General features: G+C 41.8%; 16 protein-coding genes. 1 reads left to right on the forward strand and 15 read right to left on the reverse strand.

Annotated elements, in window-relative coordinates; genetic code table 11:
- Position 1 precedes the first annotated feature (1 nt).
- From ACRQ5D_RS23415 to ACRQ5D_RS23450, 8 genes are all read right to left on the reverse strand, one after another.
- Entirely contained in the window at positions 2–1,264 is a 1,263-nt protein-coding gene (locus ACRQ5D_RS23415; RefSeq protein ID WP_091164631.1) for a tetratricopeptide repeat protein, read from the reverse strand.
- A 5-nt stretch (positions 1,265–1,269) separates the two neighbouring features.
- Positions 1,270–2,388 carry a tetratricopeptide repeat protein gene (locus ACRQ5D_RS23420; RefSeq protein WP_091164626.1) on the reverse strand — a complete coding sequence of 373 codons (1,119 nt, stop codon included), beginning with the start codon at positions 2,386–2,388 and terminating at the stop codon, positions 1,270–1,272.
- Between the two features lie 5 nt (positions 2,389–2,393).
- Positions 2,394–4,985, reverse strand: coding sequence for a DNA gyrase subunit A (gyrA, locus tag ACRQ5D_RS23425; protein WP_091164620.1), 2,592 nt, complete (start codon positions 4,983–4,985; stop codon positions 2,394–2,396).
- Positions 4,986–5,146: 161 nt separating this feature from the next.
- Complete coding sequence (locus tag ACRQ5D_RS23430; RefSeq protein WP_091164618.1) at positions 5,147–5,545, reverse strand: hypothetical protein; 399 nt, start codon at positions 5,543–5,545, stop codon at positions 5,147–5,149.
- Between the two features lie 23 nt (positions 5,546–5,568).
- Entirely contained in the window at positions 5,569–6,483 is a 915-nt protein-coding gene (gene hemF, locus ACRQ5D_RS23435; protein ID WP_091164615.1) for an oxygen-dependent coproporphyrinogen oxidase, read from the reverse strand.
- Positions 6,484–6,765: 282 nt separating this feature from the next.
- Positions 6,766–7,998 (reverse strand): MFS transporter, encoded by a 1,233-nt coding sequence (locus ACRQ5D_RS23440; protein WP_091164614.1) that lies wholly within the window; start codon positions 7,996–7,998, stop codon positions 6,766–6,768.
- A 126-nt stretch (positions 7,999–8,124) separates the two neighbouring features.
- Positions 8,125–8,322 (reverse strand): cold-shock protein, encoded by a 198-nt coding sequence (locus ACRQ5D_RS23445; RefSeq protein WP_090525558.1) that lies wholly within the window; start codon positions 8,320–8,322, stop codon positions 8,125–8,127.
- Positions 8,323–8,460: 138 nt separating this feature from the next.
- Positions 8,461–9,096 carry a peroxiredoxin gene (locus tag ACRQ5D_RS23450; RefSeq protein ID WP_091164988.1) on the reverse strand — a complete coding sequence of 212 codons (636 nt, stop codon included), beginning with the start codon at positions 9,094–9,096 and terminating at the stop codon, positions 8,461–8,463.
- Positions 9,097–9,241: 145 nt separating this feature from the next.
- On the opposite strand from ACRQ5D_RS23450, the gene ACRQ5D_RS23455 reads away from it, so the two are divergent.
- The gene (locus tag ACRQ5D_RS23455) at positions 9,242–11,026 is read left to right on the forward strand and encodes a glycoside hydrolase family 15 protein (RefSeq protein WP_091164610.1); all 1,785 of its coding nucleotides are present in this window, start codon (positions 9,242–9,244) and stop codon (positions 11,024–11,026) included.
- Positions 11,027–11,126: 100 nt separating this feature from the next.
- On the opposite strand, the gene ACRQ5D_RS23460 is transcribed toward ACRQ5D_RS23455, so the two are convergent.
- The 7 genes from ACRQ5D_RS23460 to ACRQ5D_RS23490 form a co-directional block, all read right to left on the reverse strand.
- Entirely contained in the window at positions 11,127–11,342 is a 216-nt protein-coding gene (locus ACRQ5D_RS23460) for a hypothetical protein (RefSeq protein WP_091164606.1), read from the reverse strand.
- 183 nt (positions 11,343–11,525) lie between these two features.
- Positions 11,526–12,374, reverse strand: coding sequence for an N-acyl homoserine lactonase family protein (locus ACRQ5D_RS23465; protein WP_091164603.1), 849 nt, complete (start codon positions 12,372–12,374; stop codon positions 11,526–11,528).
- A gap of 87 nt (positions 12,375–12,461) precedes the next feature.
- Positions 12,462–13,958, reverse strand: a complete 1,497-nt coding sequence (gene otsB / locus ACRQ5D_RS23470; protein ID WP_431200571.1) for a trehalose-phosphatase — start codon at positions 13,956–13,958, stop codon at positions 12,462–12,464.
- Complete coding sequence (locus ACRQ5D_RS23475) at positions 13,903–14,670, reverse strand: trehalose-6-phosphate synthase (RefSeq protein ID WP_431200572.1); 768 nt, start codon at positions 14,668–14,670, stop codon at positions 13,903–13,905. The genes otsB and ACRQ5D_RS23475 overlap by 56 nt, the downstream gene beginning before the upstream one ends.
- A 150-nt stretch (positions 14,671–14,820) precedes the next feature.
- Positions 14,821–15,297: a hypothetical protein gene (locus tag ACRQ5D_RS23480; RefSeq protein WP_091164597.1), complete on the reverse strand. Its 477-nt coding sequence runs from the start codon at positions 15,295–15,297 to the stop codon at positions 14,821–14,823.
- Between the two features lie 225 nt (positions 15,298–15,522).
- Entirely contained in the window at positions 15,523–16,335 is an 813-nt protein-coding gene (locus tag ACRQ5D_RS23485) for an SDR family oxidoreductase (RefSeq protein WP_091164595.1), read from the reverse strand.
- A 149-nt stretch (positions 16,336–16,484) separates the two neighbouring features.
- Positions 16,485–17,228, reverse strand: a complete 744-nt coding sequence (locus tag ACRQ5D_RS23490; protein ID WP_091164984.1) for a menaquinone biosynthetic enzyme MqnA/MqnD family protein — start codon at positions 17,226–17,228, stop codon at positions 16,485–16,487.

Raw genomic sequence — 17,228 nt, forward strand, 5'->3', positions numbered from 1 at the left:
ATTATTGATTGGCTGGTAAAGCATCAATCTGGGCTTTTAATTTTGAGGCATTCGCATCATCTTTAACACCTAAATAATAGGTTCTTAAATTTTGTAATGCGTCAATCGATTTTGGCTGAAGTTCAACAGCTTTTACCAAATATGGTTTCGCTTGTTCAAACTGAGCTTTAGCTTTGGCAATAGCAGCATCGTATTCTTTTTGTTTGTTAGCAGGCAATTTATTAGCAGCATTATAAGCGTCAATGGCTGGGTTAAGTATTACATAGCCGTAGTTTAAATTAGCTTCAAAATAATTAGGATCAATTTCTAAAGCTTTCTTATACATTTCGCCAGCTTTAACATAAGCCTCTGCTTTTGAGGCTTGCAGTTTCGCTTTTGCAGCAGCATCTTTAGTTGCACCCGCTTCTTTTGCGTAATTATCGGCTGTTTGTGAATAAGTTAACCCTGCATAGTAATACAAAGTTTTGTTTTTAGGATCATTGGCTAAAGCTGCCTGGATCTTATCTGTAACTTCTTTTTCTTTTCCTGTTTGCAGGCTAATTTCGATTTCGCGTTTACGCAGGTCGCTGTTTGTAGGATATTTAGTTACACCCTCAGATACTGCTTTGAGAGCTCCTGCAGTATCTTTGCTGGCGAGATATAATGAAGAAAGATCAAGGTAAACCCCGGCATTTTTTGAATATTTTGTAGTTACCAGTTTACTGTAGTTTGAAATCGCCGCCGGATAATTTTTTCCGTTTGCAGCTGCAAGACCGGTGTAATAAATGGCATTGGTATCTTCAGGCAATACGGTACGGTAAAAATCAAATGATTTGTAAGCAAGGTCATATTTACCTGACGAATATTCTTTTACACCTTTAGTCAATTGATATTGAGCCAGGTTTAAGTATGCCTCATCAATCATTTTTTTATTTTCGCCTTTGGTGTCAGCTTCTTTAGCTTTTTTCAAGGCTTCCTCGGCTGTGGTAAACAATGGTAATGAAGTAGCAGGTACAGTATCCTGAACAGCTAACGCTGAATAAATTGAACCTTTTACAGCGTAAGTAAGCGGCAAAGTAGCGGTTTTTTCATTGGCTGAAGCTTTGTCAATTGATTCTTTTGCGGTAGTGAGGCTTTTGCCTGCCATTGCTGCCATTGCCGGCTGGCCCCTTAAGCCCGAATATTTTTCATATTCTTCTTTTGCGGTATTTAACTCGCCTTTTTGTGCAAAAGCTGTTGCTGAAACCAAGCCTAACAGGCCCGCCATCAAAAGTTTGATTTTCATGATTATTATTGATTGGTTAACTGTTTTAGTTTATTGTTTATTTTGTCTAACTGATCCTGGTTATTGGTTTTTGCGTATGCCAACTGCAAAGCCTGCAGGCTGTTTACATTATTCGGTGATATTTCATTGGCCTTTTCAAGCCATTGAATAGCCCGCCCCAGGTCCTGGATGCTCCTCTCCCCTTTCGAAGTTGTGCTTTGCTTTAAATATAATAACCCCAAGTTAAATACCGGATCAAAATATGTTCCGCTTAGTTCAATGGCGTGTAAGTAAAGAGATTCTGCCTGATCAAATTTATCTAAATGATCGTAGCAATTAGCAGCAACAAATGCAATATCGGCGTTATTTGCATTAATATCAAGCAGAGGGCCAATTAGGGGCTCTAAGGCTTTGTAATTTTTTTTGTTGTTATAGATATTGGCTTCATCAAGTAATAAAAATCTGTCATTAGGTAAGATTTTCCTCCCTTTTTGAAGAATCTGTAAGGCCTTGGCCGTATCCCCCAATGATTTATAGATATTTGATGCTGTTTCAATATATTCAGTACGTGCACTGTCAACCCTTAGCATATTGCTATAATACACAGCGGCATCCTGCAAATTACCGGCTTTATTGTTTGCGAAAGCGATATAGGTATTGATCTGATTCATCGCCGGCGCATACTTTTTCGCGTTTTCAAACGAAGTTTTAGCATTGGTGAAATCTGAATTATTTACCGCATCAAACCCCTTCCGGATATAAACGTTTGCCAGGCAGCGCCTGGTATAATCAAGTTCTGACTGGTATTTGAAAATTTTGTTCATACCCGATAGCCGATCAACCAGTTTGGTTGTTTTGTCAAGCATATCTGCGGGCATCCCGAGTTTGTTTAACGAATCGATATACAGGATGCTTGAATTTACAATAGCCCGATAAAGGTTTTTTTCAATATCAGCCGTGTCCGACTTGGTAATGATCAAACTATCTGCAGATTTTTTGGCCGCGGCCAAATATTTCAGGTCGTTTTTCTGTTTATAAAAAGCCAGGTTATTTACTACAACTTTCAGAGCCTCTTTTTGTGCGAAGGCAAAAGTTGTAGTAAAGCTTGTAATTAAAACCGATAAAATGATCTTGCGGTAGTGCATATTTATTATTCTGTTTTATCGTCAGTCGATGGTTCTGCACCATTTTCAGCTGTATCACCGTCGCCTGTATTTTCGGCTGTGGTATCAGAGCCTTCTGCATTTTCATCACCTTCTTTTACTTCCTCGTCCTCATCATGCTCAATTTTGGCTACTGAAGCTATCTCATCATTGTTTTTAAGCGTTATCAGCCTTACTCCCTGTGTGGCGCGGCCCATCACTCTTAATTCGCTTACAGCTATGCGGATAATAATACCTGACTTGTTAATGATCATCAGGTCTTCCTTATCTGTAACACCTTTTATGGCAACAAGGTTTCCGGTTTTTTCAGTAATATTTAATGTTTTTACACCTTTACCACCACGGTTTGTAACACGATAGTCTTCAATGTCGGTACGTTTACCGTATCCCTTTTCTGATACCACCAATACTGTTGTTTCCGAGTCATCAATTGCAATCATGCCAACTACCTCATCGTTCTCGTCATCAAGCGTAATACCACGAACACCGGTAGCTGTACGTCCCATAGGCCTTACTGTCGACTCGTTGAAACGGATAGCACGGCCAGATTTAAGTGCCATCACAATTTCGCTGCTGCCACTTGTTAAACTTGCCTCAAGTAATGAATCGCCTTCGTTAATGTTGATGGCATTGATACCGTTTGAACGTGGACGTGAATAAGCCTCGAGTGAGGTTTTCTTGATGGTACCCTTCTTGGTACACATAATGATGAAGTTATTTTCAAGGTAGTTCTGATCTTTAAGCGAAATCAGTTTAATGTAGGCCTTGATATTCTCTTCTTTCGGAATATTGATAATATTCTGGATAGCGCGGCCTTTTGAGGTACGTGTGCCTTCCGGTATTTCAAACACCCGGAGCCAGAAACATTGTCCCGATTCGGTAAAGAAGAGCATATAGTTGTGGTTTGAGGCAATAAGCAGGTGCTCAATGAAATCCTCATCACGGCTGTTGCTGCCAATAGCGCCTTTACCTCCCCTGCTTTGCCTGCGGTATTCAGTCAGCGGGGTGCGTTTGATATAGCCTTCGCGCGAGATGGTTATTACTACATCCTCATCTTCGATAAAGTCTTCAGTTTGCATTTCTGCAGATGAATGAACCATCTCGGTACGGCGCTCATCGCCATATTTTTCCTTAACTTCCAATAACTCATCCTTAATGATCTGCATCCTTAAACCTTCGTCGCTCAGGATGTTTTTTAAGTGTTCAATGAGTTTCATTAAAGCAGCATATTCATCTTTGATCTTGTCACGCTCAAGTCCTGTTAACCTCCTTAAGGTCATGTCAAGGATAGCACGTGCCTGGATATCAGTTAAACCAAAGCTGCTCATCAAGCCTTCCCTTGCTTCATCAGGAGTTTGTGAAGCGCGGATCAGACGGATAACTTCATCAAGGTGATCTAAAGCGATCAATAAGCCTTCAAGGATGTGCGCGCGTTTTTCAGCCTCATTAAGCTCAAATTTGGTGCGGCGTACCACAACCTCATGACGGTGCTCAACAAAGTGATGGATCAGGTCTTTTAGGTTAAGCAGCATTGGCCGGCCATTAACCAGCGCGATGTTGTTTACACTAAACGATGTTTGGAGGGCCGTATATTTAAACAGGTTGTTTAATACAATAGCTGCATTGGCGTCACGTTTGATCTCATAAACGATGCGGATCCCTTCACGGCTAGATTCGTCACGAATAGCCGAAATACCTTCCAGTTTCTTTTCGTTAACCAGTTCGGCAGTACGCTCAATCATCAAAGCTTTATTTACCTGGTAAGGTATTTCGCTAACAATGATGCGTTCACGTTCGCCATTATAGGTTTCAATCTCCGCACGTGCGCGGATCACAACCCTGCCGCGGCCTGTTTCAAGCGCTTCGCGAGGGCCGTCGTACCCGTAAATAATACCGCCTGTAGGGAAATCTGGGCCTTTTACATATTTCATTAACTCGGCAACCTCGATCTGGCGGTTATCAATTAAAGCCATAGTTGCATCGATAACTTCCGATAGGTTGTGCGGCGCCATATTGGTAGCCATACCTACGGCAATACCCGAAGCGCCGTTAACCAGCAGATTGGGAAATTTGGATGGCAGTACGGTTGGTTCCTGTAGCGAGTCGTCAAAGTTTAATTGGAAATCAATGGTGTCTTTGTTGATATCAGCAAGCATCTCTTCCGCAAGCTTTTGTAAGCGTGCTTCTGTATAACGCATTGCCGCAGGTTCGTCACCGTCAACCGAACCGTAGTTACCCTGGCCTTCAACCAGTAAGTAGCGTAAGCTCCACTCCTGAGCCATACGTACCATAGTGTCGTACACCGATTTATCACCGTGCGGGTGATACTTACCCATCACCTCACCCACAATACGGGCAGACTTTTTATAGGGTTTGTTATTGGTTAAACCCAGGTCAAGCATACCGTAAAGTACGCGCCTGTGTACCGGTTTCAGTCCATCGCGGACATCGGGCAGCGCCCTGGAAACAATCACCGACATTGAATAATCAATGTACGCCGATCGCATTTCCTCATCAATATTTATCGAAATTATCCTGTCTTCTGCGTGTGAATTATCGTTTTCTGTTCCTTCAGCCATTTTTAATTATTTGTAGAACCTTCTCTTATAATTGCGTGTTAAAATTGATTTTTCAACGACCTGCGAAGTTAAAAAAATACTTGGGATTGCGCCAACTTAGTAACAATAAACCGGGGGAACATATTGCCCCGGGTTAACAATTTTGTTACTTTAATACAGGTTTATTTTACCTTTACCCAGTAATCTTCAACCTTGTTGCCATTAGGTAAAACCGAAAGCAGTTTAAGTGTATCGTTACTGATTATGTAGTTGTATTTTATGGTTTTATTAAGCAGTTTTGACTCCTGCATACAATAGGTTTGGGTTTCAAAGCAGGTGTCAGCTTTTAACTGGTAATCGCCTTTTTCATATACCTGGGTGTTCTCCCCTTCTTCTATAACCCTCGCTTTGTAATGCTCGTTGTCGTAATCCCGTTGTAGTTTATAAGCTGTTGGGGCTGCATCAAGTTTGCCGTTAATTATACCGCCGCGATACTCCCATACACCTCTCAGTGGACTGTCATCAAAACGGAAAGCACATAACAGTAAAATACCGATTACCGGCACAATAGATCTTTTCATTGGTGATGTTATTAGCTAAAAGCCTATACCCAGTTAATGCCTTTTTTTAATAAAGATAGTGTTTTTTCCTCTTCGCTGCCAGTTACCGGATGATAGTCATAAACCCATTTGGCCGTAGGCGGCAGGCTCATTAATATTGATTCAATCCGGCCATTGGTTTCCAGCCCGAATTTGGTGCCGGCATCATAAACCAGGTTAAATTCTGCATAACGGCTGCGGCGCTGGTATTGGAAAAGCTGTTGCGCTTCGGTAAATGATTTATCGCGATTTCGGTTAACCAACTCAGTATATAAGGGTGCAAAAGAGCGGCCAACAGATTTTGAAAACTCAAAGATATCTTCCCAACTTAACTCATCATTAGCGGTAAGCCTGTCGTAAAATATGCCGCCTATTCCACGGGTTTCATTACGGTGTTTGATGAAAAAGTAATCATCAGCCCATTTTTTAAAACGGGGATAAAAATCGGCATAATATTGATCACACGCAGCTTTTAGTCCGCCATGGAAAAAACGGGCATCATCTTCGATGACGTAGTGAGGGGTTAAATCAATACCTCCGCCAAACCAGCGAACCGGTTTCTGGCTGTCGCCCATGGTTGATGGCATTTCAAAGTACCGGATATTCATGTGGATAATAGGTACCAGCGGGTGATTGGGGTGGATCACGATTGATACACCGGTAGCAAAAAAATCATCCTGCTCAACCTGCAGGGCCCGTTTCATGGTATCGGGCAAATGACCGTGAACCGCCGAAAAGTTAACCCCGCCCTTTTCAAGGATGTTGCCGTTCTGGATAACCCGGGTACGGCCCCCGCCCCCGCCTTCGCGCTCCCAAATCTCCTCCTCAAATTTTGCGGCGCCATCTAATTGCTCAAGTGCGGTGCAGATTTCATCCTGTATTTGTTTATAATCTTCGGCTATTTGTTCTTTGCTGATCATAGGCTGTAAAAGTAATGAATTTTGGGAATTGCAGCGGAACGCCTTTTTTCAATGCGGGCACTCATAGCTACCCGAATTTACAGCCAATAATGGAAAGTGTTCAACTTTTTTAGGTGTAAACGCCCGGTAAAAAGTAAACAACTTATAATCAACAGTTTATATGTTCATTATTTTACTGCTGAAAACATAAATAACTGATAGTCAATACTTGTGTTTTTAGCTTCAGGCTAAACGGAACATTTTTGAACACCCGTTTTTTAAAAATTGAACACCTGGCCGATTTTAGCTTATCTCTACGTAATTCAAATCCTTGCCGAAGGTTTCCTTTAACTGGCTTAAGGATAACAGGGCTACAGCAGTAAGTATCCCCATCATGATATATCCCGATTTGATATACCCATACTTTGCATTGAAAGCATTAAATGCTATAGTTATCGGGATCAGTGAGCCGCGCACAAAGTTGGGTACAGTAGTGGTAACTGTTGAACGGATGTTGGTGCCGAATTGCTCGGACGCAATGGTAACAAACGTTGCCCAATAACCTACTGTACAACCCATAAAAAAGCTTAATACAGCAAATTTTTCTGGAGTAATGTCGTAGCTGCTTAAATAAAAGTGTACACTAATTAATGATATAACCAGAAATACAGCCATCGTTAGTTTGCGCGATTTGGTAACCTGAGCCAATAAGCCGGCCACAATATCACCAATGGCGATGCCAATGTAGCTGTAAAAAATGCCGTCGCCCGGTTTGATCAGGGTTTTAGCCCCTAAAGCAGCACCAAACTTATCCGAAAAACTGATCAATACACCCACTACGTACCAGAGCGGCGCGCCTATCAGGATGCAAAACAGGTATTTTTTTAAACGTTCCCAGTTGGTAAACAACATGAGCATGTTGCCTTTGGATACATCGCTGTTCTCAACATTCTTAAACATGCCCGATTCAAAAGTACCAACACGAAGAAGCAATAATAAAATCCCTAAGCCGCCGCCTACAAAGTAAGCATTACGCCAGCCAAATTTAGCTACGGCATAAGCAGCGGTAGCGCCAAACAAGCCAATAACAGCTACCATCATAGTTCCGTAACCCCGGTTTTCCTTGCTTAATGTTTCGCTAACCAGGGTAATACCGGCACCAAGTTCTCCTGCAAGCCCCAAACCTGCGATAAACCTTACTATGGCATAAGTATTTACATCATGAACAAGGCCATTGGCAAAATTGGCTATCGAGTAAAGTAATATCGAACCAAAAAGCACCTTAATACGGCCCATTTTATCACCGACAATGCCCCATATGATACCGCCAAGCAACAGCCCAAACATCTGGATGCTAATAATGAACTGACCTTTATCAGTTATTTCCTGTGCATTTAAGCCGATATCTTTAAGGCTGGGGATGCGTACTATAGAAAAAACCAAAAGATCATATATATCAACAAAATAGCCCAGGGAAGCAACAAGTACTAAGAAAACAGCGTTCCTTGTGGCTTTGGCGTTGGTAACATCGGTCATAGCGTGTAAAAATTGGTTGGCTAATGTAGGTGATTTATGAAGATAAAAACAAAAAAATCGGCACAAAAAAACCCCTGTCATAACAGAGGTTTTGTAAGTAAGTTTTGCTCAATAATTTTATATATTTTATGCTTTTTTAACGTTTACTGCCTGTAATCCTTTTCTTCCTTCTTCCACATCGTACGTGACGCTGTCATTATCCTTAATTGCATTTACACCGCCTTGCACGTCTTTAAAGTGTACAAAAAGATCCTTACCTTCTTCGGTAATAATAAAGCCGTAGCCTTTTTGTGTGTTAAACCATTTTACTTTTCCAGTTTTCATAATTATAATAATCGTAATAAAAAATTCGTGTTAAGATCAACTAAAACCAAACTGAAAACAAATAGGCTTATTGGTTCAGAAGGAATAGATACCCTGCTTCCCTCAAATATATAAAATTATTAAATAAACCAAATAAAATTATTTATTTGGTTGTGGTGTCAGGCGCAAATAGGGCTTAACCAGGGTAAAACCCTTTGGAAATTTGGCAGAGATATCTTCAGTTTTAATTGCCGGCACTACCACCACGTCCTCCCCTTCTTTCCAGTCGGCAGGCGTTGCCACACTATAATTGGCGGTTAACTGCAATGAGTCAATAACCCTTAAAATTTCCTGGAAATTACGGCCGGTTGATGCGGGGTAAGTGATAATAAGCTTAACAGTTTTATCAGGGCCAATAATAAACAATGAACGCACTGTGGCATTTACTGAGGCATTGGGGTGGATCATGTCATAAGCTTCAGAAATTTTGCGGTCTTCATCGGCAATGATCGGAAAGTTAACTTCAACACCCTGTGTTTCGTTAATGTCCTGGATCCAGCCGTGGTGCGATTCAACCGAGTCAACACTAAGCGCCAATACTTTAACATTGCGTTTAGTGAACTCATCTTTTAACGCGGCAGTTTTGCCAAGTTCAGTGGTACATACAGGTGTATAATCGCCAGGGTGCGAGAATAGCACGCCCCAGCTATCCCCTAAATATTCGTAAAAGTCAATTTCGCCTTCTGATGTTTTTGCTTTGAAGTTTGGCGCTTTATCGCCCAGTCTTAAACTCATGATGATAGATTTTTGATGGTAATTTAATACGACTAAGTTACTATACATTCATAAACAAATGCAAACAAACTTTAAATAATCGCATTATTTACGCCAACATTACAAAGGCTGTGTTGTTGAAGTTTGAAATTAATAACAGCTATCTATGAGTAAACACACCTATGATACCGGTATAATTGGCAATTGCGCCTTTTTAGCCCATATTAATAAAAACACCAATGTCGACTGGCTGTGCTGGCCCCGGTTCGACAGTACCTTTATTTTTGGCGGCCTGCTTGATAAAGATAAGGGCGGCGAATTCTCGATCCGTCCGGAAGGGGAATACACTACCAATCAACATTACCTGGAAAATACCAATATTTTAATTACTGAAATATGCCCTGCAAGCGGCGGTAAATATCGCATAACCGATTTTGCACCAAGGTTTTACCAGCATCAGCGTTATTATAAACCATTAATGCTGATCAGGAAAATTGAGGTTATTGAGGGCTCACCGCGCATCATTGTAAAGTGCGCCCCAGTATCTGTATATGGTGCTGTTAAGTTGAGTGTAAACCGTGGTAGCAATCATATCCAATATCTGGGCGGCGAAGAAAACATCCGCCTTACCACCAATATCCCCATAAGTTATGTTTTTGATGGACAGGCTTTTGTACTCAATGAAGCCAAGTACCTGGCCATGACCTACGGCGAACCGCTTGAAGCGCCGCTCGTCAGCACAGCTGATCGGTTTTTGGCCGAAACCGTGCAATACTGGCGTACATGGATCAAACACTCGTCAATTGCTACTTATTTTCAGCCCTTTGTAATCCGCTCTGCTTTGGCCCTTAAAATACACCAGTATGAGGATACCGGTGCCATTATCGCCGCAAGCACCACAAGCCTGCCCGAATCGCCGGGAAGCGGCCGTAACTGGGATTATCGTTATTGCTGGCTGCGCGATACTTATTACGTAATAACCGCGCTAAACCACATTGGCCATTTTGAGGAGATGGAGAAGTATTTTGGCTATGTTACTGATATCACCTTTTCGGAAATGGAACGTTATCAGCCGCTTTATGGCATTACCGGTAAAAAAGACCTTGTAGAGCATATTTTAACTGATTTAGCAGGCTATATGGGCAACCAGCCGGTACGCATTGGTAACCAGGCATCTGAGCACATTCAGAATGACATCTACGGCCAGGTATTGATCTCCCTGCTCCCATTATACACCGATCACCGCTTTGTTTTTTCGGAACGAAAAGACTCCGTACACTGGGTGGAGTTTTTGTTAAGCAAAATAGAACATACTATCGACGAAAAAGATGCAGGGATCTGGGAGTTCAGGAATATGGCCAACATCCATTGTTACAGTAACCTGTTTCAATGGGCAGGTGCATCTGCTGCCGAAAAAATGGCGCGTACCATCCAAAACCAGGAATTGATAGATAAGGCCATTTCTCTTAAAGAACGTGCAGCCGCGCATATCGAGAGCTGCTATGATCCTGCGCGCAAGGTTTACACCAACTCGGCCGGGAGCAGTAACCTTGACGCCAGCACTTTGCAATTGATTATGATGAACTATCTTGACCCAAATTCGCAGAAAGCGAAGGATCATTTAGTTGCATTAGAAAAAGAGCTAAAGACTCCTAATGGATTATTTTACAGGTATTTATATACCGACGATTTTGGTAAGCCTAAAACTACTTTCCTGATCTGTGCATTTTGGTATGTAGAAGCGCTGGCTGCTGTTGGCCGTTTGGATGATGCCCAGCGCGAGTTTGGCAACCTGCTGCAATACTCCAATCACCTGTTGCTCTTTAGCGAGGATGTCGACGAGCGCGACGGAAGCCAGTGGGGTAATTTCCCCCAGGCATATAGCCATGTGGGTTTGATGAATGCAGCGTACCGGATTGCCATGAAATTGGACAGGCCGATATTTTTGTAGGATTAATCTTCTCTTGCATAAATTGGCAGCAGGTAAGACTTACGAAGTTTTTAGAAACTTCGTAAGTCTGGATTAACCAATTCGCTGTTCACCTAAATAATTACCTGATCTCCACCACCCCATCTACAACTTTTGGGAAAATCTCAAGCTGCTTGCCATCATGCCCGGGAATGATAAATTTAACATCGCTGGCAAGCGTTTTCATCCGTTTCATTGCCTTGACATAGCCCACCGGATCAAGCGTACCACCTTGCGAAGGTGGCACTAAATGCTCAAGGCTATAATAGATCCAGATATTATCAGATGCTAATACCACCCTGTTTTTCCCTTCTTATGCCGTTGTTGGTGTTGTCACCAACAACTTCTTCATCCACTCGCTTTTATAACCACTATTTACAATACAGCAAAAAAATTTGAGCATAAAATTGTTGGTGACAACACCAACAACGGCGAAAACTTCGTAAGTCTGGATTAAGTAATTCGCTATTCACCTAAATAATTACCTGATCTCCACTACCCCATCCGCAACTTTTGGAAAGAACTCTAACTGCCTGCCATCATGCCCCGGGATTATAAATTTAACATCACTGGCGAGCGTTTTCATTCGTTTCATTGCCTTTACATAGCCCTGGGGATCAAGCGTACCACCTTGCGAAGGTGGCACTAAATGCTCAAGGCTATAATAGATCCAGATATTATCAGATGCTAATACTACCCTGTTTTTCCCGGTTTGCACCAGTACATATTGCGAATTGCAGGTATGCTTTGAACCTGTATAAACTTTTATACCTTTAATGATCTCTTTATTGTCGCCGTCTATCAGTTTGAGCCTGCCTGCCAAATTTAAATTAACGGTATTGATAACATCGCGCTTAGCATAACCACCTGCCTCTCCTGCTTTTTGCCATGCTGCGCCTGCAAAAAACTCATAATCCAGCTTTTGCATCCAAACCTTAGCTTTCGGGAAAAGGCTTAAACCATCTATATGATCCCAGTGAGGGTGGCTTAAAATAATATCGGTTATATCCTGGGGCTTTACACCAAGCTTTAAAAGCGCCGAGTCAGGGCGTTGATAGGTTTTAAGTTTAAATTCTTTGGCATCTTCAATATCGCGCAAAAAGCCGGCATCAACCAAAATGTTTTTGCCGTTGCTACCTTTGATAAGCCATACCATAAAATCAATTTTAACGGGCTCATTTTTGGGGCCGTTCAATGCCCAATCGCTCACTTTAAATGGATATCCCGATTCGGCGAACTTTACCGCATAAATTTTGTAAACCGGGGTTTGCGCATAAATAATATGGCAACTAAGCATTAATGCAAAAACAAGCAGGCTGATTTTTTTCATAAAAGGTCACATTATCGCGAACCGAATATAAAAAATGCCCGCAGCTAAACCGCAGACATAATAAATTTTAAATTAAACTATTCAACCCTACTTGTCTGCCGGTTCCTCAACCGGCGTATACTTAGCAAAACTGGTCAGCAATTTCCTAACCTCCGATGGGTTTCGCAGGTAAAACTTAGCTGCCGAAAGATTACTGCCAACTTTAATGGTAATAGCACTTTCGGGCAGTGCTTTAAAGATATCTTCGTCGGTATAATCATCGCCGAAAGCTATAATGAAATCATAATCACGGCCTTCGGTAAGTGTTAAAGCGGCTTTACCCTTATTTATATCCATATTCTTCACTTCCAGCACCTTGTCCCCTGCCAGTAACTGTAACCCTTTATCGCTTGCAAGATATTTAAGATTATTCATCAACTCATTAGCCCTTAGTTCGCCAAGCCCTGCCTGGGCTTTACGGTAATGCCAAACTAATGAGTATGTTTTCTCTTCAATGAACGAGCCTGGTGTACGGTCAACATAGGTTTCCAATATCGGATAAATATCATGCTTCCATTGATCGGTTAGCCCGCTTATTTTATGCCATAAAGTGCCGGGTTGCTTAAACCATGAACCATGTTCGGCAATAAGATAGATGTCGTTTTCCTTAAACCATCCATCAAGGTTTTCATGTTTTCGCCCGCTTATCAAAACCAATTGATTTGCAGGATCTTCTGCGAGTTTATTGATAATATTGTATAACTCCTTATCGGGAGAGGCCTGATCGATATTTGATTTAAAATTCACCAGCGTGCCGTCATAATCCAAAAAGATAATCCGCTTTTTAGTTTTCACATAACGGTTAATAATGCTTTGTTCGGTAGTGTTACTTACGTGTCTGGCCTGCATGGAGCGCTGCATGAGTTTTACTTCTTTCAGCCTGTCCATAAAAATTTTAACCCAATGCGATGTATTGAACTTTGCTACAAGCTGCCTCATCGGGATCATGCGCCGGCGCTGTTCTTCAAGCGGCATATTGATAGCCTGTAAAATGGCCCGGCAAACTTCCCCGGTATTATTGGGGTTAACAATTATAGCGTCTATAAGTTCTTTAGATGATCCTGCCATTTCACTCATAATCAACACACCATCATTATTTATCCGACTGGCGACATACTCTTTACTTACCAGGTTCATGCCGTCGCGCATGGGTGTAACCAAACAAACATCGGCCGAATAATAAAGTGCCGACAAGGTTTCAATGGGGAATGAGCGATAGTAATAGTGCACCGGGCTCCAGTCCATAGTGCGATACAACGCATTGATCTTCCCTACTTTTTTATCTATTTCATCCCGAAGATGAGCGTATTGCGGTACCGTATCCCGGGATGGAACTACAATCATGTAAAGCGTAATGTGCTCAATACACTCCGGGCATTGTTCAAGCAGCAGCTGAAAAGCTTCCAGCCTTTGCAGAATCCCCTTGCTGTAATCAAGCCTGTCTATAGAAAGGATGAGCTTTTTGTTCTGGAAATTCTCTCTAATAAGCTCAATCTGCTGTTTTACATCCTCCTGCAGCGGTAACGACGAGATACCTTTTTTCATCGATACCCATTGGGAACGACTCGATAACAACCGAGCGCTCGCCATTGCTGATGATATTGGCACTGGATGTTACCGGCAGCAGACGTGTAGCCGCACCTAAAAAGTGGCGCACATCATCAAATGTATGTAAACCGATCAGATCGGCGCCAAGCATTCCATCCAGCAGTTCCGAACGCCACGGGATCAACCTGAACATTTCATTTGAAGGGAAAGGAATGTGCAGGAAAAAGCCGATGGAAACATCCGGCAGTTCCTGCCTAACCAAAGCGGGTAACAATAGCAACTGGTAATCGTGGATCCAGATCACGTCGCCGGGCCCGGCAATGCTCAGGATCATATCCCTGAACTTTTTGTTTACCGCTTTATAGTAATCCCAGTTTGATTGTTTGTATGCTGCATACGTTGATGCATAGTAATGAAAAACGGGCCATAAAACCTCGTTGCTGAAACCTTCGTAGTATTGGTTGATCTCTTCCTGATCTAAAAAAACAGGGATAAGGCTTAACTCTTTTAGTTCTTTTGTAACCTGGTCTTTATCTTCCTGCTCCGCAATTTCTATTCCGGGCCAGCCTATCCATACGTTATCGCCCTGTTTATATATTGAACCTAAACCGGTAGCTAATCCTCCCTCGCTTGGTGATGAATGGTATGCACCATCAGTTTTGGAAATTTTAACAGGCAAACGGTTTGATACAATTATTGTTTTCGACATATGAAGTAAATATTAATTAATATTTAAAAGACGAAAACACCCTTTTTGTTTTATGAAAAGACGCTTTATGACATAAAAGTGTGATTTATAATCATAAAAAAAGCCGTCCCGATATTCGGGACGGCTTTCCATTGTTATAATTTTTCGGAGTTATTTTACTTGTTGGAAAAACTCGATGTTAGCTTGTTGAGTAATCCTTACCAAAACTTCGTGTTTGTCGTTTTTCAAGTCAACAAAATATGAAGTTGGCTCGATGGCGTCATTGATTGAAGTGTTAGCCTGGTAAACGATAACTTCGCCTACTTCGTAACCTTTGTAATCGCTGTTGATTTGTTGAAGGGCTTTTGCAGGGATAGCTTTGTTGTCAACACGTTGAGTTGTACCTAAAAATTCACCTTGCAGGTTGTAGAAAGCAGTTTTTTGAACGCCATCAACAGTGAAAGTAGCTTTTTGAACGTTTTTGGTTACAGTCCAGTTAACGTTGGTAGCTTCAGCGAAGTCAGCAGTAAAGCCGTGTAATGCTACGTAAGAAACGTTGGTACCACCATCTGATTTTTTGCCACCATCAGCGAAAGCGTTAACGGTAAATAAGGCTGCAGTTGCTATTGTTAAAAATATCTTTTTCATGTTCGTTTAAATTTTAAATCCTGCAACAAAAATACGCTACACTTGTCAATATTTAAAATTTTCTTGAACTTTTATGAATATTTAATAATTATAGCCTTTTATAGTCATAAAATTTAAATTTTATCAATAACCTTAGTGTATATTTTACAATATCTAAAAGAAAAAACGCCAATTAATGGCGTTTTTTCTTTGCTAAACCGATTTATGTTGTCATGAAAATGTCATTTAGCCATTATCTGCAAAGCCCGGGTACAAAGTCATGCCCCCATCTGCAAAAATTGTGACCCCGGTAATGTAATCCGAATCATCTGAAGCCAGCCAAACTGCCAGTTTTCCGATGTCAGCCGGCTGGCCTATCCGGTTGTAAGGGATGAGCGTCAATAATTTATCCAGCGCTTCCGAGGTTTCCCAGGCTTCCTTATTAATAGGTGTTTGTATAGCACCCGGCCCTATCCCATTCACCCTGATCTTATGCGGAGCGAGTTCCTGTGCTATGCTTTTCATAAACATCATAATACCTCCTTTGCTGGCCGCATAGTTTACATGGCCCGCCCAGGGAATTACTTCGTGCACGCTGCTCATACAGATAATTTTGCCCGCAGCTTTGCTTCCGCCTTCAACAACACCGCGTTTTATAAACTCTTTAGCAGCCTCCCTGGCACAAAGAAACTGACCGGTTAAGTTAATGCTGATCACTTTATTCCAATCGTCGAGCGTCATATCAACAAATCTGGCATCTTTTTGCAAACCGGCATTGTTTACCAAAATGTCAATAGTGCCATATTGCTTAAATATTTCGGCAAACATGGTTTTTACTTCGTCCTCATGGCTTACATCGGCCTGAAATGCAAATGCCTCGCCGCCTGAGGCCTTGATTTGGCTTATAACATCATCAGCGGCTGCTTTATTATGGGCATAATTAATCAGTAATTTGGCTCCGGCAGCGGCCATAGCTAATGCGACACCTTTGCCAATGCCGCTATCGGCGCCGGTTACGAGGGCAGCTTGTCCTTTTAATAGTTGGGGAGTATTGCTCATAGATAAACGTTTTTGTGTTTAAGATAAGCAATGGAATTGAGAAGGGAATTGTTTTTGCCAGAACCGGGATTTATGTGATTATTGGATTACATAACCAAACAATTCTGATCCTGTAATCCTAAAAATCCACCCAAATCCAGGTTCAGAGATTACAACGCCTTTATATAATCATGAAACAGGTACAGGGCCTTCTTTTTATCCGCTGTTAAATCATAATCTATTTTAACCATCAGGTAGTCGACCAGGTCAAAGTCATCACGCATGGGTAGTTGTTTAAACAGATCTTCGCGATGATCAAGACCGTATTTTAGTGACTCATTAAACTCGTCCATAAAATCCTGAGGGATAGGTTTATTAGCTATCCAGGCTGCAAAGGTGAATGGCAGGCCGGTCATTTTTTGCCATTCTTCGGACAGGTCGTAAACATATTTGTATTGCTGCTTTTTACCGAAGGTACGGTCGCCTATTTGTACAAAGGCAGTTTTCTCATCTACAGATTGAGCATAATCCGGCGCATTACTTAACTGTTTGGGGTTTACCAACCAGTGGTTTTTCAGCAGCACGCGGGCAAGATTATTTGAGGAGCGCGACTGCGGATCGAGTTGAATAGTAGTTACGTCCTTAATATCACTATTGCTGAAAATAAAAACGGAGTTTACCGCGCCTACGGCACCAATGCAGTAATCAGAAACAATTTCCCATTGCGGCAAACTCAGTGCTGCAGCAACCGGGATCAGACCGATATCAACCACGTCGTCGATAAGCTTTTGGGCACAATCTGACGGGATATCAAGGCTCAGGTCGATTTTATTAATAATGTCGGTATGTTGAATGCCGTATAAAAAGGGTTTGGTATTAGTGTAGCTTACTGCTGATATTCTAATCTTGTTCAC

The sequence above is a fragment of the Mucilaginibacter sp. P25 genome, assembly GCF_050859465.1.
Taxonomy (GTDB): Bacteria; Bacteroidota; Bacteroidia; order Sphingobacteriales; family Sphingobacteriaceae; genus Mucilaginibacter; species Mucilaginibacter gossypii.

Bases quoted from the DNA above. Each gene is read 5' to 3' on its own strand.
- ACRQ5D_RS23415 (WP_091164631.1), bottom strand. From the start codon at position 1,264: ATGAAAATCAAACTTTTGATGGCGGGCCTGTTAGGCTTGGTTTCAGCA.
- ACRQ5D_RS23420 (WP_091164626.1), bottom strand. From the start codon at position 2,388: ATGCACTACCGCAAGATCATTTTATCGGTTTTAATTACAAGCTTTACT.
- gyrA (WP_091164620.1), bottom strand. From the start codon at position 4,985: ATGGCTGAAGGAACAGAAAACGATAATTCACACGCAGAAGACAGGATA.
- ACRQ5D_RS23430 (WP_091164618.1), bottom strand. From the start codon at position 5,545: ATGAAAAGATCTATTGTGCCGGTAATCGGTATTTTACTGTTATGTGCT.
- hemF (WP_091164615.1), bottom strand. From the start codon at position 6,483: ATGATCAGCAAAGAACAAATAGCCGAAGATTATAAACAAATACAGGAT.
- ACRQ5D_RS23440 (WP_091164614.1), bottom strand. From the start codon at position 7,998: ATGACCGATGTTACCAACGCCAAAGCCACAAGGAACGCTGTTTTCTTA.
- ACRQ5D_RS23445 (WP_090525558.1), bottom strand. From the start codon at position 8,322: ATGAAAACTGGAAAAGTAAAATGGTTTAACACACAAAAAGGCTACGGC.
- ACRQ5D_RS23450 (WP_091164988.1), bottom strand. From the start codon at position 9,096: ATGAGTTTAAGACTGGGCGATAAAGCGCCAAACTTCAAAGCAAAAACA.
- ACRQ5D_RS23455 (WP_091164610.1), top strand. From the start codon at position 9,242: ATGAGTAAACACACCTATGATACCGGTATAATTGGCAATTGCGCCTTT.
- ACRQ5D_RS23465 (WP_091164603.1), bottom strand. From the start codon at position 12,374: ATGAAAAAAATCAGCCTGCTTGTTTTTGCATTAATGCTTAGTTGCCAT.
- otsB (WP_431200571.1), bottom strand. From the start codon at position 13,958: ATGAAAAAAGGTATCTCGTCGTTACCGCTGCAGGAGGATGTAAAACAG.
- ACRQ5D_RS23475 (WP_431200572.1), bottom strand. From the start codon at position 14,670: ATGTCGAAAACAATAATTGTATCAAACCGTTTGCCTGTTAAAATTTCC.
- ACRQ5D_RS23480 (WP_091164597.1), bottom strand. From the start codon at position 15,297: ATGAAAAAGATATTTTTAACAATAGCAACTGCAGCCTTATTTACCGTT.
- ACRQ5D_RS23485 (WP_091164595.1), bottom strand. From the start codon at position 16,335: ATGAGCAATACTCCCCAACTATTAAAAGGACAAGCTGCCCTCGTAACC.